Here is a 20472-nt window from a genome sequence, read left to right on the forward strand (position 1 = left end):
CACCCGTGTTCCCAACGGGACACGGGTGATCGAGGATGCGCGGAGATTAAGGCAGATGAGTGAAGATGTGGGCTGAAGCCACCGGGCGTTCGCGCAGGTGAGAGAAAGATCGCAGGTCAGAGGCGCTGTGAGGATCTGTGCGGGGGCTCCGGCCGTCTTTCCGTACGCGCTGGTATCGGGTAGTACGGACGAGTAGCACCGCTCGGTACACAACCGTCCGGTCCCCCGACTCGCGGCGAGGTGAGCCCTCATGTCCGCCCCATCCACTCCGCACGACCCGCCCAAGGCCGACGCCCCCGAAGCGGACGCCCTGCAGGCCGTCCCGTCCCCCTCCCACGCGGCCGTTCCGGGCGCGCCCAAGGTCACCGAACGCGAGGCCCGGCGGGTCGCCGAGGCCGCCCGCGAGCAGGACTGGCGCAAGCCCAGCTTCGCCAAGGAGCTGTTCCTCGGCCGCTTTCGCCTGGACCTCATCCATCCCCATCCGATGCCCTCCGGCGAGGACGCGCGCCGCGGCGAGGAGTTCCTCGCCAGGCTGAGGGTGTTCTGCGAGAACGAGATCGACGGCGCGCGCATCGAGCGCGAGGCCCGCATCCCCGACGAGACGGTCAGGGGGCTGAAGGAACTCGGCGCCCTCGGCATGAAGATCGACCCGAAGTACGGCGGCCTGGGCCTCACCCAGGTGTACTACAACAAGGCCCTGGCCCTGGTGGGCTCCGCCAGCCCGTCCCTGGGCGCCCTGCTCTCCGCGCATCAGTCGATCGGCGTACCGCAGCCGCTGAAGATTTTCGGCACCCAGGAGCAGAAGGACACCTTCCTGCCCCGCCTCGCCCGTACCGACATCTCCGCCTTTCTGCTCACCGAGCCCGATGTCGGCTCCGACCCGGCCCGGCTCGCGACCCTCGCCGTCCCGGACGGCGACGACTACGTCCTCGACGGCGTCAAGCTCTGGACCACCAACGGCGTCGTCGCCGACCTCCTCGTCGTGATGGCCCGCGTGCCGCGCTCGGAGGGCCACAAGGGCGGCATCACCGCCTTCGTCGTCGAGGCGGACTCCGAGGGCATCACCGTGGAGCACCGCAACGCCTTCATGGGACTGCGCGGTCTCGAGAACGGCGTGACCCGCTTCCACCAGGTCCGGGTCCCCGCCGCCCATCGCATCGGTCCCGAGGGCGCCGGCCTCAAGATCGCCCTCACCACGCTCAACACCGGTCGGCTCTCCCTGCCCGCCATGTGCGTCGGCGCCGGCAAGTGGTGCCTGAAGATCGCCCGCGAATGGTCCTCGGTCCGTGAGCAGTGGGGCAAGCCGGTCGCCCGCCACGAGGCCGTCGGTGCCAAGATTTCCTTCATCGCCGCGACCACCTTCGCCCTCGAAGCCGTGGTGGACCTGGCCTCCCAGATGGCCGACGAGGACCGCAACGACATCCGTATCGAAGCCGCCCTGGCCAAGCTGTACGGCTCCGAGATGGGCTGTCTGATGGCCGACGAACTGGTCCAGATCCGGGGCGGGCGCGGCTTCGAGACCGCCGACTCCCTGGCCGCCCGCGGCGAACGCGCGGTCCCCGCCGAGCAGATGCTGCGCGATCTGCGCATCAACCGGATCTTCGAGGGCTCCACCGAGATCATGCATCTGCTGATCGCCCGCGAGGCCGTGGACGCGCATCTGGCGGTCGCCGGCGACATCATCGACCCCGACAAGACCCTCTCCGACAAGGCGAGGGCCGGCGCGAAGGCGGGCGGGTTCTACGCCCGCTGGCTGCCGAAGCTCGTCGCCGGGCCCGGTCAACTGCCGCGCTCGTACGCGGAGTTCGGTGAGCTGGCCACCCATCTGCGCTATGTCGAACGGTCCTCGCGCAAGCTGGCCAGGTCCACGTTCTACGCGATGTCGCGCTGGCAGGGCCGCATGGAGACCAAGCAGGGCTTCCTCGGCCGGATCGTCGACATCGGCGCGGAACTCTTCGCGATGAGCGCGGCCTGCGTTCGGGCGGAACTGCTCCGTGCGAACGGGGACCACGGCCGCGAGGCCCACCAGCTGGCGGACGCCTTCTGCCGCCAGTCCCGGCTGCGGGTCGAGGAGCTCTTCGGCCGCCTCTGGGCCAACACGGACGACCTCGACCGCAAGGTGGTGGACGGGGTCCTGGCCGGTACGTACACCTGGCTGGAAGAGGGCATCGTCGACCCGAGCGGCGACGGCCCGTGGATCGCGGACGCGACCCCGGGCCCGGCGACCCACGAGAACGTCCACCGCAAGATCGACTGACGTCCGGCGGAGCACCGGCACACGCCGGCAGGACCGGTGCCCGTCCGTTCCGCCCTGTACGGGGCGGAACGGACGGACCCGACAACCTCCCCCGCCCGTCCACCGTCCGGACGGCCGCGTCATGGCTTCGCCCCGCACGGCACCATGCCTGCGTGACCCTCCTCCACATCCCCGGCTCCAAGTCCGTCACCGCCCGCGCCCTCTTCCTCGCCGCCGCCGCGCACGGCACGACCACCCTCCAGCGGCCCCTCGTCTCCGACGACACGGAGGGCTTCGCCGAGGGGCTCAGCCGGCTCGGATACCGCGTCGAGCGCGGCGCGGACGGCTGGCGGATCGAAGGGCGCCCGGCCGGGCCGGCCGAGGGGATCGCCGACGTGTACTGCCGCGACGGCGCCACGACGGCCCGGTTCCTGCCCACCCTCGCCGCCGCCGGCCACGGCGCCTTCCGCTTCGACGCGTCGCCCCAGATGCGCCGCCGTCCGCTCGCGCCGCTGACAGAGGCGCTGCGCACCCTCGGCGTGGACCTGCGCCACGAGGAGGCCGAGGGCCACCACCCGCTCACCATCGAGGCGCACGGCATCAAGGGCGGCGCGCTCACCCTGGACGCCGGTCAGTCCTCCCAGTACCTCACCGCGCTGCTGATGCTCGGCCCGCTCACCGCCGAGGGCCTGCGGATCACGGTCACCGATCTGGTGTCGGAGCCGTACGTGGAGATCACCCGCGCGATGATGCGCTCCTTCGGCGTGGAGGTGACCCGGGAGGCGACGGCCCGGGGCGCGATCTACTCCGTCCCGCCCGGCGGCTACACGGCCACCACCTACGCCGTCGAGCCCGACGCGTCGACGTCGAGCTACTTCTTCGCGGCGGCGGCCCTCACCGGCCGTGAGGTCACCGTCCCCGGCCTCGGCACCGGCGCGCTCCAGGGCGATCTCGCCTTCGTGGACGTCCTGCGCCGGATGGGCGCCGATGTCGACGTCACCCCGGCCGGGACGACCGTCCGGGGCACCGGAGGGCTGCGCGGCCTGACCGTGAACATGCGCGACATCTCCGACACGATGCCGACCCTCGCGGCCCTCGCGCCCTTCGCCGACGGCCCGGTGCGCATCGAGGACGTCGCCAACACGCGCGTCAAGGAGTGCGACCGTCTCGACGCCTGCGCCGAGAACCTCCGACGGCTCGGCGTCACGGTGGACACCGGCCCGGACTGGATCGAGATCCACCCCGGCACGCCCCGCGCCGCGGAGATCGCCACCCACGGCGACCACCGCATCGTGATGTCCTTCGCGGTGACGTCTCTGCGCGCCCCCGGCATCACCTTCGACGACCCCGGCTGCGTACGGAAGACGTTCCCCGACTTCCATCATGTGTTCGAGGAGTTTCGTCACGGCGCCGCCTGAGCGCCATAATCGAGCCTCGATCACGATCAACACCACACAGGGGGAAGCGATGTTCGCAGGGCTTCGGCGCACGGCCGCCGTCGCGCTCGTCGGCACGGTGCTCGTGGGCGCCGCCGGATGCTCCGGCGAGGACAAGGAGCCCGGAGGCAAGGCCGACCCCAAGCCCTCCGCGAGCACCCCGGCCCCCGGCGGTGGCCCGGCGCCCCTGACCGAGGCGCAGCTGAAGGCCGCCGCCTTCGCCGACGGGGAGAAGGTCGGCGCGTACACCGCCTCCGAGTACGCCCTCGGAGTGCCCCACAGCGAGAGCTACACCGCCGCGCCCGCCGTCTGCCAGCCCCTGGTCAGCCTCGCCAAGGAGGTCGCCGACCCCGACCCCGCGGCCGAGGTCCAGCGCCAGATCGACGTCCCCGACGAGATGATCGGCATCAACGTCGGCGTCCAGCTGCGCTCGTACGCGGGCGACGGCGCCGCCACCGTCCTCAAGAACCTCGCCACCGCCGGCACCACGTGCGCGGGCGGCTTCACCGAGGAGCGCGCCGTCGCCAGGGCGAAGTACCTGAAGGTCGAGCCCGCGAAGGCGCCGGCGATCGGCGACGAGGCGAAGGCGTACCGCTTCACCATCCTCGACGTGAAGGGCGTGGAGAAGCTGTACGAGTACCTCACGGTCGTCCGCTCCGGGTCCTCGACCCTCGCCTTCCGCGCCGAGATCACCGACACCAAGGACGTCGGCGGAGTACCGGCCGAGATCATCACCGCCCAGTGGAAGAAGTTCCAGGACGCCACCGGGAACGGCGCCTGACGCCCTCCGGGACCACCCCCGCGGCCGTCCCCGCGGGTGATCCCGGGGAGCGCTGTCCGGACGCGCCGGCAATCACGCAAGAATGGGGGGCATGAGCGACAGCCCATCACCCCTCGCCGACCCACGTATCGTCTTCGCCCCCGATGAGGGCGCGAGCCGCCGGGACATCGTCGTCCTCGGCTCCACCGGGTCCATCGGCACCCAGGCGATCGACCTGGTCCTGCGCAACCCGGACCGCTTCCGCGTCACGGCCCTGTCCGCCGCCGGCGGCCGGGTCGCGCTGCTCGCCGAGCAGGCGCGCCGGCTCCGGGTCCGTACGGTCGCGGTGGCCCGCGAGGACATGGTGCCCGCGCTCCGCGAGGCCCTGCAGGAGCAGTACGGCTCCGAGCCGCTGCCCGAGGTGCTGGCGGGGCCCGGCGCGGCCACCGAGCTCGCCGCGTCCGACTGCCACACCGTACTCAACGGCATCACCGGCTCCATCGGCCTCGCGCCCACCCTCGCCGCCCTGGAGGCGGGCCGTACGCTCGCCCTCGCCAACAAGGAGTCGCTGATCGTCGGCGGCCCGCTGGTGAAGGAGCTGGCCAAGCCCGGCCAGATCATCCCCGTCGACTCCGAGCACGCCGCGCTGTTCCAGGCCCTCGCCGCCGGTACCCGCGCCGAGGTCCGCAAGCTGGTCGTCACCGCGTCCGGCGGCCCCTTCCGCGGCCGTACGCGGGCCGAGCTGTCCGGCGTCACCCGCGAGGACGCCCTGGCGCACCCCACCTGGGCCATGGGCCCGGTCATCACGGTGAACAGCGCCACGCTGGTCAACAAGGGCCTGGAGGTGATCGAGGCCCATCTGCTCTACGACATCCCCTTCGACCGCATCGAGGTCGTCGTCCACCCCCAGTCGTACGTGCACTCGATGGTGGAGTTCATCGACGGCTCCACGCTCGCCCAGGCCACCCCGCCCGACATGCGCGGCCCCATCGCCCTCGGCATCGGATGGCCCGAGCGCGTCCCGGACGCGGCCCCGGCCTTCGACTGGTCCAAGGCCTCCACCTGGGAGTTCTTCCCGCTGGACAACGAGGCGTTCCCGTCCGTGGCACTCGCCCGTCACGTCGGCGAGCTGGGCGGCACCGCGCCGGCGGTGTTCAACGCCGCGAACGAGGAATGCGTGACCGCTTTCCTCGACGGCCGGCTGCCGTTCAACGGAATCATGGATACGGTCACTGCGGTCGTCACCGAACACGGAGTGCCCGGACAGGGAACCTCACTCACGGTGGCGGACGTCCTGGAAGCGGAGACCTGGGCACGCGCCCGGGCCCGTGAACTGGCAGCGAAGACAACGGCGGAGGCGCACGCATGACGATTCTGTTGACGGTCCTCGGCATAGCGCTGTTCGCCGTGGGGCTGCTCGTCTCCATCGCCTGGCACGAGCTCGGCCACCTCTCCACGGCCAAGCTCTTCGGCATCCGTGTGCCGCAGTACATGGTCGGCTTCGGGCCGACCATCTGGTCGCGGCGCAAGGGCGAGACGGAGTACGGAATCAAGGCGATCCCGGCAGGCGGCTACATCCGCATGATCGGGATGTTCCCGCCGGGCCCGGACGGGCGCATCGAGGCACGGTCCACCTCGCCGTGGCGCAGCATGATAGAAGACGCCCGCGAGGCCTCCTTCGAGGAGATCGAGTCCGGCGACGAGACGCGGCTGTTCTACACGCGCAAGCCGTGGAAGCGCGTCATCGTGATGTTCGCCGGCCCGTTCATGAACCTGGTCCTGGCCGCTGCGCTGTTCTTCGGCACGTCGATGTACTTCGGCTACGAGACCAACACGACCAAGGTCGCCGGCGTCCAGAAGTGCGTCATCGACCAGAGCGAGAAGCGCGAGACCTGCGACAAGAAGGACCCGGTCTCGCCCGCCTTCGCCGCCGGCCTGCGCGAGGGCGACAAGATCGTCGCCTTCAACGGGAAGCGCGTCGACGACTGGAACACCCTCTCGGACCACATCCGCGAGACGATCGGACCGGCCACCATCACCGTCGAGCGCGGCGGCAAGGAGCTGGACCTGCATCCGACCCTCGCGCGGAACCAGGTGCTGAAGAAGGACGAGAACGGACAGGTCGTCCGGCCCCTGCAGTACGTCGACGCCGGCTACCTGGGCTTCGCCGCGAAGCCCGAGGTGCTCCCGCTCACCTTCGGGCAGTCCGTGGACCGCATGGGCGACCTGATGCAGACGGGCGTGGAGTCGGTCATCGCGCTGCCCAGCAAGATCCCGGACCTGTGGAACGCGGCCTTCAGCGACGGCGAGCGCAAGGCCGACTCCCCGGTCGGCGTCGTCGGCGCCGCCCGGATCAGCGGCGAGCTGATGAACGTCGACGCCCCGCCGGAGCGGATCCTCTCCTGGTTCCTCGGGCTGCTGGTGATGTTCAACGTCTCCCTGTTCCTCTTCAACATGCTGCCGCTGCTGCCGCTGGACGGCGGGCACATCGCGGGAGCGCTGTGGGAGTCCGTGCGCCGGAATCTCGCCCGGGTCCTCAGGCGTCCCGACCCGGGCCCGTTCGACGTGGCGAAGCTGATGCCGGTGGCCTATGTGGTGGCCGGGGTCTTCGTCTGCTTCACGCTGCTCGTGCTGGTGGCGGACATCGTCAACCCGGTGAAGATCTCCTAGCCGGACGAGTGGCAACGAGGTGACCACGGCGGCCGGACCCCCCTGGGTGTCCGGCCGCTCCACCCCGGGGCTGTAACCTCGAATACCTGAGCCCGCCCATGTACGGGACCTCGATCCGCATCTTGGCCACACCTTGGGGTTGCACAGCAGATGACCGCGATTTCTCTCGGTATCCCGTCCGTTCCGACGAAGCTCGCCGACCGCAGGGTCAGCCGGAAGATCCAGGTCGGCTCGGTGGCCGTCGGCGGCGACGCGCCGGTCTCGGTGCAGTCGATGACGACGACCCGTACCTCGGACATCGGCGCCACGCTGCAGCAGATCGCCGAGCTGACCGCCTCCGGCTGCCAGATCGTCCGGGTCGCCTGCCCCACGCAGGACGACGCCGACGCCCTCGCCACCATCGCGAGGAAGTCGCAGATCCCGGTCATCGCCGACATCCACTTCCAGCCGAAGTACGTGTTCGCGGCGATCGATGCCGGCTGTGCGGCCGTCCGCGTCAACCCCGGCAACATCAAGCAGTTCGACGACAAGGTCAAGGAGATCGCCAAGGCGGCCTCCGAGGCGGGCACCCCGATCCGGATCGGCGTCAACGCCGGCTCGCTCGACGCCCGGCTGCTGAAGAAGTACGGCAAGGCGACCCCCGAGGCCCTCGTCGAGTCCGCCCTCTGGGAGGCGTCCCTCTTCGAGGAGCACGGCTTCCGCGACATCAAGATCTCGGTCAAGCACAACGACCCGGTCGTGATGGTCAACGCCTACCGTCAGCTCGCCGCCCAGTGCGACTACCCGCTGCACCTGGGCGTCACCGAGGCCGGTCCCGCCTTCCAGGGCACGATCAAGTCGGCCGTCGCCTTCGGCGCGCTGCTCTCCGAGGGCATCGGCGACACGATCCGCGTCTCCCTGTCGGCCCCGCCGGCCGAGGAGATCAAGGTCGGCATCCAGATCCTGGAGTCCCTCAACCTCCGCCAGCGCCGTCTGGAGATCGTCTCCTGCCCGTCCTGCGGGCGGGCCCAGGTCGACGTCTACAAGCTCGCCGAGGAGGTCACCGCCGGCCTCGAGGGCATGGAGGTGCCGCTGCGCGTCGCCGTCATGGGCTGTGTCGTCAACGGCCCCGGCGAGGCCCGCGAGGCCGACCTCGGCGTCGCCTCCGGCAACGGCAAGGGCCAGATCTTCGTCAAGGGCGAGGTCATCAAGACCGTCCCCGAGTCGAAGATCGTCGAGACGCTGATCGAGGAGGCGATGAAGATCGCCGAGCAGATGGAGAAGGACGGCGTCATGTCGGGCGAGCCCGAGGTCGTCACGGTCGGCTGATTTCCAGCGCTTCAGGAGCCCCGTCGCGTCACGCGGCGGGGCTTCCCGCGCTCGGCCGGACACCTCCTGGACACGCCAGGTACAGTGCGGAGATCAGCAGACCGCATGGTGAGGCCCCCTCGTGTTGACGCAGACCACCACCCGGGTGCTCGAGCCCGGCGATCTCGGCGCCGCGCTCGCCATCCTGGACAGCGCCCCCGTCGAGAACGCCTTCGTCACCTCCCGCGTCCAGGTCGCCGGGCTCGACCCGTGGCGACTCGGCGGCGAGATGTGGGGTTGGTACGCGGACGGACGGCTCCGCTCCCTGTGCTACTCGGGGGCCAATCTCGTCCCCATCTGCGCCACCCCCGACGCCGTACGCGCCTTCGCCGACCGCGCCCGCAGAGCCGGCCGGCGCTGCTCGTCGATCGTCGGCCCCGCCGGGCCCACCTCCCAGCTCTGGCGGCTCCTGGAGCCCAGCTGGGGCCCGGCCAGGGACGTGCGCGCCCAGCAGCCGCTGATGGTCACCGAGCAGTCGTCGGCGAGCGTGGCACCCGACCCCCGCGTGCGCCGGGTCCGCAAGGACGAGATGGACGTGATCATGCCGGCCTGCGTGGCGATGTTCACCGAGGAGGTCGGCATCTCGCCGATGGCCGGCGACGGCGGACTGCTCTACCAGGCGCGGGTGGCCGAACTGGTCGGCACCGGCCGCTCGTTCGCCCGCATCGAGGACGGCAAGGTGGTCTTCAAGGCGGAGATCGGCGCGGCGACCGACCGGGCCTGCCAGATCCAGGGCGTCTGGGTCGCCCCCGAGTACCGGGGCCGCGGCCTTTCCGAGTCCGGCATGGCGGCGGTGCTCGACTTCGCCCTCGCCGATGTCGCGCCCGTCGTCAGCCTGTACGTGAACGACTACAACACCGCCGCCAGAGCCTCCTACCGTCGCGTCGGCTTCCGCGAAGTGGGCGCCTTCATGAGCGTGCTGTTCTGAGCGACTACCGAGGTCCCGACCGCCGAACGTAAGGTGCGCGCATGGATGACGTCGTGGTCGGTCCGGTCGATCTCTCCGCTCGGGTGGACGACGCCCTCGCGGTGCAGGCCCTCGCTTTCGGGCTGAGTGAGGAGGAGGTCCTCATCCGGCGCCACATCGTGCTGCGGCATCTGATGAGCCCCGGGGCGTGCGCGTACGGGGCGACGACCGCGGAGGGCAGTCTCGTCGGATTCGTCTACGGCATGCCCAACGAGCGCGGCTACTGGTGGTCCAGCGTCGTGGAGCCGTATCTGCGGGCCACCGGCACCGAGGAGTGGCTCGACGACGCCTTCGTCGTCACCGAGCTGCACGTCCACCCCGACCACCAGGGCAGGGGCCTCGGCCGTGAGCTGATCACCACCATCACCGACACGGCCACCCAGTCCCGCTCGATCCTCTCCGCCATCGACACGGAGAGCCCCGCCCGCGGCCTCTACCGCTCCCTCGGCTACAGCGACCTGGCCCGCCAGGTGCACTTCCCAAGCGCGCCGAGGCCGTACGCCGTGATGGGGGCGCCGCTGCCGCTGCGGCGGCACAACTGATTTCCGCCCGCGGGCGCCACCCGGCTAACCTCGGGGCCATCACACTTTTGACCGCAGGAGAGTTCCCCATGGCCCAGGTCCAGCGCATGTCCAAGCTGATGGTCAAGACACTGCGCGACGACCCGGCGGACGCCGAGACGCTCAGCCACAAGCTCCTCGTCCGCGCCGGATACGTCCGCCGCAACGCCGCGGGCATCTGGTCCTGGCTGCCGCTCGGCAAGAAGGTCCTGGAGAACGTCACGCGCGTGGTGCGCGAGGAGATGGACGAGATCGGCGCGCAGGAGGTCCTGCTGCCCGCGCTGCTGCCCAAGGAGCCGTACGAGGCGAGCGGCCGCTGGGAGGAGTACGGCGCCGAGCTGTTCCGCCTCCAGGACCGCAAGGGCGGCGACTACCTCCTCGGTCCCACCCACGAGGAGATCTTCACCCAGCTGGTCAAGGACCAGTGCACGTCCTACAAGGACCTGCCGGTGATCCTCTACCAGATCCAGACGAAGTACCGCGACGAGGCGCGTCCCCGCTCGGGCATCCTGCGCGGCCGCGAGTTCCAGATGAAGGACTCGTACTCCTTCGACACCACCGACGAGGGCCTGGCGGAGTCGTACGCGCTGCACCGCGAGGCGTACATCCGGATCTTCCGCCGCCTCGGCCTCGAGCACAAGATCGTTTCGGCGATCTCCGGCGCCATGGGCGGTTCGGCCTCCGAGGAGTTCCTGGCCCCGGCCGCCGCCGGCGAGGACACCTTCGTGTACTGCCCGAGCTGCGACTACGCCGCCAACACCGAGGCCGTGACCTTCAAGGCCACCCCGGCCGACGGTGCGGCGCACGGGCCGGTCGAGGAGCTGGACACCCCCGACACCCCGACCATCGAGTCGCTCGCCGAGCACCTCGGCGTCCCGGCCTCCGCCACGCTGAAGAACCTGCTGGTGAAGGTCGACGGCGAGATCGTCGCCGTGGGCGTGCCCGGTGACCGCGAGGTCGACCTGGGCAAGCTGGAGGACCACCTCGCCCCGGCCGTGGTCGAGATGGTCACCGCCGAGGACTTCGAGGGCCGCACCGACCTGGTGCGCGGCTACGTCGGCCCGCAGGGGCTCGACAAGGTCCGCTACATCGCCGACCCGCGCGTCGCCGCCGGGACCGCCTGGATCACCGGCGCCAACAAGCCCGACACCCACGCGAAGAACGTCGTCGCGGGCCGCGACTTCGAGGTCGACGACTACCTGGACGTCGTCGTGGTCGAGGACGGCGACCCGTGCCCGAACTGCGGCACCGGCCTCAAGCTGGACCGGGCCATCGAGATCGGCCACATCTTCCAGCTCGGCCGCAAGTACGCCGACGCCTTCCAGCTCGACGTGCTGGGCCAGAACGGCAAGCCGGTCCGCGTCACCATGGGCTCCTACGGCATCGGCGTCTCCCGCGCGGTCGCGGCCCTGGCCGAGCAGACCGCCGACGAGCAGGGCCTGTGCTGGCCCCGCGAGATCGCCCCGGCCGACGTCCATGTCGTCGCCGCCGGCAAGGCGCTCCAGACCGAGTTGGCCCTGGACGTCTCGGAGAAGCTGAAGGCGGCCGGATTGCGTGTGCTGGTCGACGACCGCGCCGGCGTCTCGCCGGGCGTGAAGTTCACGGACGCCGAGCTGATCGGTGTGCCCAAGATCCTTGTCGCGGGCCGCCGCTCGGCCGAGGGCGTCCTGGAACTCAAGGACCGCCGCACCGGCGAGCGCGAGGAGCTGACCGTGGACGAGGCGATCGCCCGCCTCAGCGCCTAGTCAGCGGTCCCGTCCCGAACCGGCGTCGGCCTCCTCGTCAGGGGAGGCGGGCGCCGGTTCCGTGATGAGCGGCACCTCGGGCAGGCCCAGGACGTCCGGCAGGGGCGCGTCGTCCGGTTCGAGCGGCGCCTCCCCGGGCGGTGGACCCTGGGGCTCGCCGGGCAGCGCCGTCGGCGCCTCCTGGCCAGGAGCCACCGGCTGCTGGGGGGCCGGCGCCGGAGCGGGCTGGTTCGGTTGCTGCTGTGCGGCACGCTCCAGGAACCGCAGCAGCTCCACGGGGAACGGCAGCACCAGCGTCGAGTTCTTCTCGGCCGCCACCGCCACCACCGTCTGGAGCAGCCGCAGCTGCAGCGCGGCCGGCTGGGTGGACATCTCCGCCGCCGCCTCCGCCAGCTTCTTGGACGCCTGCAGCTCCGCGTCGGCGTTGATGACCCGGGCCCTGCGCTCCCGGTCCGCCTCGGCCTGCCGGGCCATCGACCGCTTCATCGTCTCCGGCAGCGACACGTCCTTGATCTCGACGCGGTCGATCTGCACGCCCCAGCCGATGGCGGGGGAGTCCAGCATGAGTTCGAGCCCCTGGTTGAGCTTCTCGCGGTTGGAGAGCAGATCGTCCAGGTCGCTCTTACCGATGATCGAGCGCAACGACGTCTGGGCCATCTGGGAGACGGCGAACTTGTAGTCCTCCACACGCACCAGCGCCTCGGCCGCGTCGACCACCTTGAAGTAGATCACCGCGTCGACCCGGACCGTGACGTTGTCCCGGGTGATGCCGTCCTGGGCGGGCACCGGCATGGTGACGATCTGCATGTTCACCTTGTGCAGCCGGTCCATCACCGGGACGATCATGGTGAATCCGGGCTTGCGGACGTCGTTGACCAGTCGGCCGAAGCGGAACACCACGCCCCGTTCGTACTGCCTGACGACGCGCGCGGCCGCTCCGAGATACACCGCACCGGCGATTCCGACGCCCGCCGCCGCTGACAACAGCTCCTCGACCATCACGGCCCCCTGAGCTCACAAGCCGAGCGATACACCTACGGTATGCCCGCAATGCCGCCCGGTCGATCCTGCGAGAGCGGCCCGAGTCGGCTGCGGCGCCAACGGTCCTCCGGCGGCCCCGCGGACCTACAGCCAGCTCGCGAACTCCAGCAGCAGCTCGCCGTCCTGTCGGCGGCCGGCCGCCAGCGCGCGCGTACCCGACTCGACGGCCCGGAACAGCGTCCAGCCGCGCAGCCGCTCCCGGTCCACATCCAGCGAGTCCGCCAGCCGGTTCACCCGGCGCCGGGCCGACGAAGCCCCCGCCGACGAGGCGACGAGATCCTCCACCCGGTCCCGGACGAGCCGCGCGAGGTCGTAGGCCCGTTCCCCCACCAGCGGCTCGGGTCCGACGGCCAGCCAGGGGACCCGGTCCGCGGCCAGTACCTTGCCCTGCCGGAAACAGCCGTGCAGCAGAAGCGTCTCGGGGGAGTGCGAGGTCAGCTCCTCGCGCACCGCCAGAGCCGCCGTGACCAGCGCGCCGGCGGCCGTGTCCGCCGCGTGCGGCTCCATCGCCGTCGCCTGGCGGGCCGTGCGCTCCGCGACCGACTCGAAGGCGTGGCCCGCCGGCGGCTCCACCCACAACCGCCGTACCGTTCCGGCCGCCTCCAGCAGCGCCTTCGCCTCCGGCAGCGACCGCAGCGACACGTCCGGGTGCAGCCGCTCCAGGAGCAGTGCGCCCGAGTCCGTGACGTGCTGGGCGTCCAGGAGCTGGACGGCCCCCCAGCCGTTCCAGTGCGTCAGCGCGTCGCGCTCCCGGTCCGGCGCGGCGAACGGCGGGGCGACCTTCAGCGCGGTGGGGTCCCCCTCCGGCGTGCGGGAGAGCACGACCAGGCTGCTCCGGCCGCCCGGCGCGATCACCCGCTCGGCGTCCAACGAGCCCTGGGACAGGGCCTTCCGGGCGATGTCGGGCAACCGTCCGAGCCATTCGGCCGCGACCGTCTCCCCGTACGTCTCGCCGAGCGCCCGCGCCAATCGCTGCGGCGGTTCAAAACCCATGCGTGCGTGATTCCCTTTCACTGCCTGTGCCGGAGCCCGGGCTCACCGTCGCTCGGCGAGCCCAGGAAAGGCTACGCCGCTGCCGCGCCACCGCACGGACCGTACCGCCGCCTCGCGCAGCGCCGCCGCGGCGTCCCGTCGCAGCGGGCCCCCGGCGGCCCGTACGAGATCGGAGTAGACGCCCGCGACACGGTCCTCCAGCACGGCCGCCAGCGCCACGGCGGCAACCGCGTCCGGCACCGGAAAGGGCAGCGCGTACCCGGCGGCGGCCGCGACGGGCTCGCCCCCCAGGTCCCGCACGATCCGCCGCAGCACGTCACGACGCGCCCGGTGCGCGTCATACGCGGTGACGGCCTCCCCTCGCCGCGATTCCCCGACCCGTCCGCCGACGACTCCATAGCCATAGACGGCGGCGTGCTCGGCCGCGAGGGCCGCCTGCACGGCTTCGAGAACACTCATCGCGGCCCTCCTTCGACGGTTCGGGTTCGGCGGCGGGTGCGCGGGTTGCCGACGGGGGCCGCGCGGGGCGCGGGCGGGGTGGCGGGGCGGCTGCCCCGGCTGGAGGACGTGACGCCACCGGTGGCCGTGGCGGGCGCGGGCCGACGGCGGTGCCCGCACGGGGCGGTCACCACCAAGGACGGCCGGCTTGCCCGGTTCGGGCCCGCCGCGCCGTGGGCGGTCATGGCCCGCGCGGAGTGGCGATCGTGCCCGCCCGGGGCCGGACCGGGGGCGTTCACCGGGGGCCGCCCTCGGTCAGCAGGTACGCCTGGGCCGCGCATGACGCGGCGACCGAGGCGAGCAGGCGGGCGTACTCGGGCGGGGCCGAGAGGAGGGCGTCCGTGTAGGTGTCCGCGGTGCGCCGGGCGGCCTTCGCGAGCGCTTCGAGGGCGGCGGCCGGGTCCCCCGGCACGGAGGGCACGGAGGAAGCGGAGGAAGCGGAGGAGGCGGAGGGCGTGGGGGTGGCCGGGGCCGTGGCCTTCGGGGACGCCGTCGGACCGCTCGCGCCCTCGCCCAGCGCCGCCCCGTGCAGCGCCACGGACGCGCGCAGCGCGGTCAGCCGGGGGGCGAGCGCGGGGTGCCGGGTGGCGACCGCGTCGTACCGGGCGAGCAGCGCCGCGCCGGCCGCCGTCGCGCGGCGGCGCAGCGCGGCCTCCGCGAGGGCCGCCCGTTCGGCCGCCGACGGGCCCGCCGTGCCGCCCGGGCCGTCCTGCGACGAACACCCCGCCAGCAGCCCGGACGCGGCGACCGCGCCCGTCGCCAGCAGCGCACGCCTGCGCGTCGTCCCGGTGCGCCCCACGTGTCCCTCCTCAGGTCCGGCCCCCGGTGCTGTCCGCCCCTCGGACGAAGATCACCGCAGGCGAGCGTACCCGCGGTCGGTTCCGGGTGGACGGCAACACCCCTCGGGACCGGATACCCTTTGATCTGACACGCGACGAACCCACAACAGCACACGCGGCCGAGGAGTCACCCGGATGAGCACCACCCAGAGCGACAGGCTGCGCGAACTGCTGGAACCGCTCGTCAGCGCGAAGGACCTGGATCTGGAAGAGATCGAGGTGTCCCGGGCAGGCAGGCGCCGTGTGCTGAGGATCGTCGTCGACTCGGACGAGGGCGTGGAGCTGGACGCCTGTGCCGAGCTGAGCCGCTCCCTCTCCGAGAAGCTCGACGAGACGGACGCGATGGGCGACGAGGAGTACGTCCTCGAAGTCAGCTCCCCGGGCGCCGACCGCCCGCTCACCGAGCACCGCCACTACGTACGCGCCACCGGCCGTCTGGCCAAGTTCCAGCTGCACGCGGGTGAAGAGCTGGTGGCCCGCATCCTCACCGTCGACGACGAGGGAATCGATCTCGAAGTGCCCGGCGTGAAGGGGCGCAAGCCCACCGCCCGCCGAGTCGAGTTCCCGGAGATCGCCAAGGCGCGTGTCGAGATCGAGTTCAACCGCAAGGACAAGAAGGAAGAGGAGGCGTAGCCGTGGACATCGACGTGAAGCTCCTGAAGGGCTTGGCACAAGAGAAGGAGATCCCCTTCGACCTGCTGGTCGAGGCGATCGAGTCGGCCCTCCTCATCGCGTACCACCGCACCGAGGGCGCGCGCCGTCACGCCCGTGTCGTGCTGGACCGGCAGACCGGCCATGTGACCGTGTGGGCGAAGGAAGAGGCCGCCGACCTCGAAGAGGGCCAGGAGCCCAAGGAGTTCGACGACACCCCGTCCGACTTCGGCCGCATCGCCGCGACCACCGCCCGCCAGGTCATCCAGCAGCGGCTGCGGGACGCCGAGAACGACGTCACCTTCGGCGAGTACGCCCGCCGCGAGGGCGACATCGTCGCCGGCATGGTGCAGCAGGGCAAGGACCCCAAGAACGTCCTGGTCCGTCTGGACGACAAGCTCGAAGCGATCCTGCCGGTGCAGGAGCAGGTGCCGGGCGAGGACTACGCGCACGGTCTGCGGCTGCGTACGTACGTCGTCCGCGTCGCCAAGGGTGTCCGCGGCCCGTCCGTCACCCTTTCGCGCACCCACCCCAATCTGGTGAAGAAGCTCTTCGCGCTCGAGGTTCCGGAGATCGCGGACGGCAGCGTCGAGATCGCGGCGATCGCGCGCGAGGCCGGACACCGCACCAAGATCGCCGTCCGGGCCACCCGCTCCGGCCTCAACCCCAAGGGCGCCTGCATCGGCCCGATGGGCAGCCGTGTGCGCAATGTCATGGCCGAGCTGCTGGGCGAGAAGATCGACATCGTCGACTGGTCCGACGACCCGGCCGAGATGGTGGCCAACGCGCTGTCCCCGGCGCGGGTCTCCAAGGTCGAGATCGTGGACCTCTCCACCCGCTCCGCGCGGGTGACCGTCCCCGACTACCAGCTGTCGCTGGCGATCGGCAAGGAGGGGCAGAACGCCCGTCTGGCCGCCCGTCTCACCGGCTGGCGCATCGACATCCGCCCCGACACCGAGCAGAGCTCGGACGGCGGCGAGGAATAGATCCCGTCCTGGTTACGTTCTGCCACGACAGGATCACGACAACAACCGTTCGATTCTTGCCCCAACCGGGTGGGGTCGGTACGGGGAGGTAGACTTAAGCGTGTCTGGCCGGACGCATGCCCGCGCATGCCCTGAGCGAACCTGTGTGGGATGCCGGGAGCGAGCGGCCAAGAGCGAACTGCTGCGCATCGTGGCGGTCGAGGGCGTCTGTGCCCCCGATCATCGCGGTACGCTGCCCGGCCGGGGTGCGTATCTGCATCCCGCATCGGTCTGTCTCGACCTGGCGGTCCGCCGCCGTGCGTTCCCACGGGCCTTCAAGGTCCAGGGACCGCTCGACACCGCGGAACTGCGGCAGGTCGTCGAGACGCCGGCAGCGTCGTAAGAAGAGAACGGCACGGGACCCCGTGCGGTCAGGTACCTCGCGAGTTGGAAGTAGGTCGAGATTGCGATGAGCACTCGATGAGTACGCGATGAGTACGCCCATGAAGTAGCGACGGTCCGGCGGTAACCGGACCTAAAAGGAGCGAAGTGGCTAAGGTCCGGGTATACGAACTCGCCAAGGAGTTCGGGGTGGAGAGCAAGGTCGTCATGGCCAAGCTCCAAGAACTCGGTGAATTCGTCCGATCGGCATCCTCGACGATCGAGGCGCCGGTTGTACGCAAGTTGACTGACGCACTGCAGGGGCCCGGCGGCAACGCCGGCAAGTCCGCTGCCAAGCCCGGCGCGCCCCGCAAGGCCGCGCCCGCAAAGCCCGCAGCGCCCTCCCCGGCCGCTGCGGCACGTCCCGCTGCTCCCAAGCCCGGCGCCCCGGCCCCCAAGCCGGCCGCTGCCGAGCCCGCGGCTCCGGCCGCCCCGGTGAGCAGCACCCCCTCCGCCGGACCGCGTCCGGGCCCGAAGCCCGCGCCGGCCAAGCCGGCCCCGGCCACTCCGGTCCCCGCGGCCGAGTTCTCGGCTCCGGCTCCGGCCCAGCCCGCAGCGCCCCAGGCGCCGCGTCCGGCCGGCGCCACGCCCGGTCCCCGCCCCGCAGGCGGCCGTCCGGCTCCGGCCGGCGGTCAGCGCGACGGCGGCCGCGGTGGCGAGCGCGCCCCGCGCCCGCAGGGCCAGGGTGCCCCGCGTCCGGGCGGTGCCCGTCCCGCGGGTCCCCGTCCCGGCAACAACCCCTTCACCTCGGGTGGCTCCACCGGAATGGCGCGCCCCCAGGCGCCCCGTCCCGGCGGCGGCGCTCCCCGTCCCGGCGGTCCGGGTGCCCCTGGTGGCGCCCCGCGTCCGCAGGGTGGTCCCGGCGGCGCCCCGCGTCCGCAGGGTCAGGGCGGCGCCCGTCCCTCTCCCGGCGGCATGCCCCGCCCGCAGGGCGGCGCTCCGCGTCCCGGCGGTGCCCCCGGTGGTAACCGTCCGAACCCCGGCATGATGCCGCAGCGTCCGGCTGCCGGTCCCCGTCCTGGTGGCGGTCCCGGCGGCGGTGGCCGTGGTCCCGGTGGCCCCGGTGGCCGTCCGGGTGGCGGCGGCGGTCGTCCCGGTGGCGGCGGCGGCTTCGCCGGTCGTCCGGCCGGTCCCGGTGGCGGTGGCGGCGGCTTCGCCGGTCGTCCCGGCGGCGGTGGCGGCGGCGGTCGTCCCGGTGGTGCTCCGGGCGGTGGCGGCGGCTTCGGCGGTCGTCCCGGCTTCGGTGGCCGTCCCGGTGGCCCCGGTGGCCGTGGTGGCACGCAGGGCGCCTTCGGTCGTCCCGGCGGTCCCGCGCGTCGCGGTCGCAAGTCGAAGCGGCAGAGGCGCCAGGAGTACGAGGCCATGCAGGCCCCGTCGGTCGGCGGCGTGATGCTGCCTCGCGGCAACGGCGAGACCGTTCGCCTGTCGCGCGGTGCGTCCCTCACCGACTTCGCGGAGAAGATCAACGCCAACCCGGCGTCGCTCGTCGCGGTCATGATGAACCTCGGCGAAATGGTCACCGCGACCCAGTCCGTCTCGGACGACACGCTGGAAATGCTGGCGTCGGAGATGAACTACACGGTCCAGATCGTGAGCCCGGAGGAGGAGGACCGCGAGCTTCTCGAGTCCTTCGACATCGAGTTCGGCGAGGACGAGGGCGGCGAGGAGTACCTCGTGTCCCGTCCGCCGGTCGTGACCGTCATGGGTCACGTCGACCACGGTAAGACCCGACTGCTGGACGCGATCCGCAAGACGAACGTCGTCGCGGGCGAGGCCGGTGGCATCACGCAGCACATCGGTGCGTACCAGGTCGCCACCGAGGTCAACGGCGAGGACCGCCGTATCACCTTCATCGACACCCCCGGTCACGAGGCGTTCACCGCCATGCGTGCCCGTGGTGCCAAGTCCACCGACATCGCGATCCTCGTGGTCGCGGCCAATGACGGTGTGATGCCCCAGACGATCGAGGCGCTGAACCACGCCAAGGCGGCCGACGTGCCGATCGTGGTCGCGGTCAACAAGATCGACGTCGAGGGCGCGGACCCGACGAAGGTGCGCGGTCAGCTGACCGAGTTCGGTCTGGTGGCCGAGGAGTACGGCGGCGACACGATGTTCGTCGACATCTCCGCCAAGCAGGGTCTGAACATCGACTCCCTGCTGGAGGCCGTGGTCCTCACCGCGGACGCCTCGCTCGACCTGCGGGCCAACCCGGAGCAGGACGCGCAGGGTATTGCCATCGAGGCCCACCTGGACCGTGGCCGCGGCGCCGTCGCGACCGTCCTGGTGCAGCGAGGCACCCTGCGGGTCGGCGACACGATGGTCGCGGGCGACGCCTACGGCCGCGTGCGCGCCATGCTCGACGACAAGGGCGAGAACGTGGAAGAGGCGGGTCCGTCGACCCCGGTCCTCGTCCTCGGTCTCACCAACGTCCCGGGCGCCGGCGACAACTTCCTGGTGGTCGACGAGGACCGTACGGCCCGTCAGATCGCCGAGAAGCGTGCCGCCCGTGAGCGCAACGCCGCGTTCGCCAAGCGGGTCCGCCGCGTCTCCCTCGAGGACCTGGACAAGGTGCTCAAGGCCGGCGAGATCCAGCAGCTCAACCTCATCATCAAGGGCGACGCGTCCGGTTCGGTGGAGGCTCTCGAGTCCTCGCTGCTCCAGCTCGACGTCGGCGAAGAGGTCGACATCCGGGTGCTGCACCGCGGTGTGGGTGCGGTCACCGAGTCGGACATCGACCTGGCGATGGGCTCCGACGCCATCGTCATCGGCTTCAACGTCCGTGCTGCCGGCCGCGCCGCGCAGATGGCGGACCGCGAGGGCGTCGACGTCCGCTACTACTCGGTGATCTACCAGGCCATCGAGGAGATCGAGGCGGCCCTCAAGGGCATGCTCAAGCCGGAGTACGAAGAGGTCGAGCTCGGTACGGCGGAGATCCGCGAGGTCTTCCGCTCGTCCAAGCTGGGCAACATCGCGGGTGTCCTCATCCGTTCCGGCGAGGTCAAGCGCAACACGAAGGCCCGCCTCGTCCGCGACGGCAAGGTCATCGCGGAGGACCTCAACATCCAGGGTCTGCGCCGCTTCAAGGACGACGTCACCGAGATCCGCGAGGGCTTCGAGGGTGGTATCAACCTCGGAAACTTCAACGACATCAAGATCGACGACGTCATCGCGACGTACGAGATGCGGGAGAAGCCCCGCGGCTGATCTCCAGCGTTGATCCGGGGCCGGTCGGCGGAAGTTATTCCGTCGATCGGCCCCGGCCGTTGCGTGTACGGTTCCTGTGTCCCTGCCAACACTTTGGCGGGGCCCTCGAACCCGTACCG

The 20472-nt window shown here is 71.5% G+C and carries 17 protein-coding genes; 13 read left to right on the top strand and 4 right to left on the bottom strand.

Translation table 11 applies throughout. The features are described 5' to 3' along the window. Nucleotides 1–250 precede the first annotated feature (250 nt). The 9 genes from ACZ7J0_RS32845 (at nt 251) to ACZ7J0_RS32885 (ending at nt 11721) form a co-directional block, all read left to right on the top strand. Entirely contained in the window at nt 251–2257 is a 2007-nt protein-coding gene (locus ACZ7J0_RS32845) for an acyl-CoA dehydrogenase family protein (RefSeq protein WP_470893581.1), read from the top strand. Nucleotides 2258–2409: 152 nt separating this feature from the next. Then, nucleotides 2410–3654, top strand: coding sequence for a 3-phosphoshikimate 1-carboxyvinyltransferase (gene aroA, locus ACZ7J0_RS32850; protein WP_470893582.1), 1245 nt, complete (start codon nt 2410–2412; stop codon nt 3652–3654). 49 nt (nt 3655–3703) lie between these two features. Then, nucleotides 3704–4453 (top strand): hypothetical protein, encoded by a 750-nt coding sequence (locus tag ACZ7J0_RS32855; protein ID WP_470893584.1) that lies wholly within the window; start codon nt 3704–3706, stop codon nt 4451–4453. A 91-nt stretch (nt 4454–4544) separates the two neighbouring features. Continuing rightward, entirely contained in the window at nt 4545–5801 is a 1257-nt protein-coding gene (gene dxr, locus ACZ7J0_RS32860; RefSeq protein WP_470893585.1) for a 1-deoxy-D-xylulose-5-phosphate reductoisomerase, read from the top strand. Continuing rightward, nucleotides 5798–7102 (top strand): M50 family metallopeptidase, encoded by a 1305-nt coding sequence (locus ACZ7J0_RS32865; RefSeq protein WP_470893587.1) that lies wholly within the window; start codon nt 5798–5800, stop codon nt 7100–7102. Before dxr ends, ACZ7J0_RS32865 begins: the two co-directional genes overlap by 4 nt. 150 nt (nt 7103–7252) lie before the next feature. Beyond that, nucleotides 7253–8410, top strand: a complete 1158-nt coding sequence (gene ispG / locus ACZ7J0_RS32870) for a flavodoxin-dependent (E)-4-hydroxy-3-methylbut-2-enyl-diphosphate synthase (protein ID WP_470893589.1) — start codon at nt 7253–7255, stop codon at nt 8408–8410. Between the two features lie 121 nt (nt 8411–8531). Continuing rightward, on the top strand, nt 8532–9377 hold the full coding sequence (locus tag ACZ7J0_RS32875) for a GNAT family N-acetyltransferase (RefSeq protein WP_470893591.1): 846 nt from the start codon (nt 8532–8534) through the stop codon (nt 9375–9377). A gap of 41 nt (nt 9378–9418) precedes the next feature. After that, nucleotides 9419–9958, top strand: a complete 540-nt coding sequence (locus ACZ7J0_RS32880; protein WP_470893592.1) for a GNAT family N-acetyltransferase — start codon at nt 9419–9421, stop codon at nt 9956–9958. A gap of 68 nt (nt 9959–10026) precedes the next feature. Then, nucleotides 10027–11721, top strand: a complete 1695-nt coding sequence (locus ACZ7J0_RS32885) for a proline--tRNA ligase (RefSeq protein WP_470893593.1) — start codon at nt 10027–10029, stop codon at nt 11719–11721. Here ACZ7J0_RS32885 and ACZ7J0_RS32890 read toward each other — a convergent pair whose 3' ends face one another. From ACZ7J0_RS32890 to ACZ7J0_RS32905, 4 genes are all read right to left on the bottom strand, one after another. Further along, on the bottom strand, nt 11722–12720 hold the full coding sequence (locus tag ACZ7J0_RS32890; RefSeq protein WP_470893595.1) for a slipin family protein: 999 nt from the start codon (nt 12718–12720) through the stop codon (nt 11722–11724). A 126-nt stretch (nt 12721–12846) separates the two neighbouring features. Then, entirely contained in the window at nt 12847–13755 is a 909-nt protein-coding gene (locus tag ACZ7J0_RS32895; RefSeq protein ID WP_470893597.1) for an aminoglycoside phosphotransferase family protein, read from the bottom strand. Between the two features lie 42 nt (nt 13756–13797). Beyond that, nucleotides 13798–14214, bottom strand: a complete 417-nt coding sequence (locus ACZ7J0_RS32900) for a DUF4439 domain-containing protein (RefSeq protein WP_470893599.1) — start codon at nt 14212–14214, stop codon at nt 13798–13800. A 274-nt stretch (nt 14215–14488) separates the two neighbouring features. Continuing rightward, nucleotides 14489–15052, bottom strand: a complete 564-nt coding sequence (locus ACZ7J0_RS32905) for a hypothetical protein (RefSeq protein ID WP_470893601.1) — start codon at nt 15050–15052, stop codon at nt 14489–14491. A gap of 175 nt (nt 15053–15227) precedes the next feature. On the opposite strand from ACZ7J0_RS32905, the gene rimP reads away from it, so the two are divergent. The 4 genes from rimP (at nt 15228) to infB (ending at nt 20353) form a co-directional block, all read left to right on the top strand. Continuing rightward, a complete protein-coding gene (gene rimP, locus ACZ7J0_RS32910) occupies nt 15228–15725 on the top strand; it encodes a ribosome maturation factor RimP (RefSeq protein WP_469119544.1) in 498 nt (165 codons plus the stop codon). Between the two features lie 2 nt (nt 15726–15727). Continuing rightward, a complete protein-coding gene (gene nusA, locus ACZ7J0_RS32915; RefSeq protein WP_470893603.1) occupies nt 15728–16729 on the top strand; it encodes a transcription termination factor NusA in 1002 nt (333 codons plus the stop codon). A gap of 100 nt (nt 16730–16829) precedes the next feature. After that, on the top strand, nt 16830–17111 hold the full coding sequence (locus ACZ7J0_RS32920) for a YlxR family protein (protein ID WP_470893605.1): 282 nt from the start codon (nt 16830–16832) through the stop codon (nt 17109–17111). A gap of 146 nt (nt 17112–17257) precedes the next feature. Beyond that, entirely contained in the window at nt 17258–20353 is a 3096-nt protein-coding gene (infB, locus tag ACZ7J0_RS32925; protein ID WP_470893607.1) for a translation initiation factor IF-2, read from the top strand. Nucleotides 20354–20472: the final 119 nt, after the last annotated feature.

It is taken from the genome of Streptomyces sp. NPDC038280 (assembly GCF_055600045.1).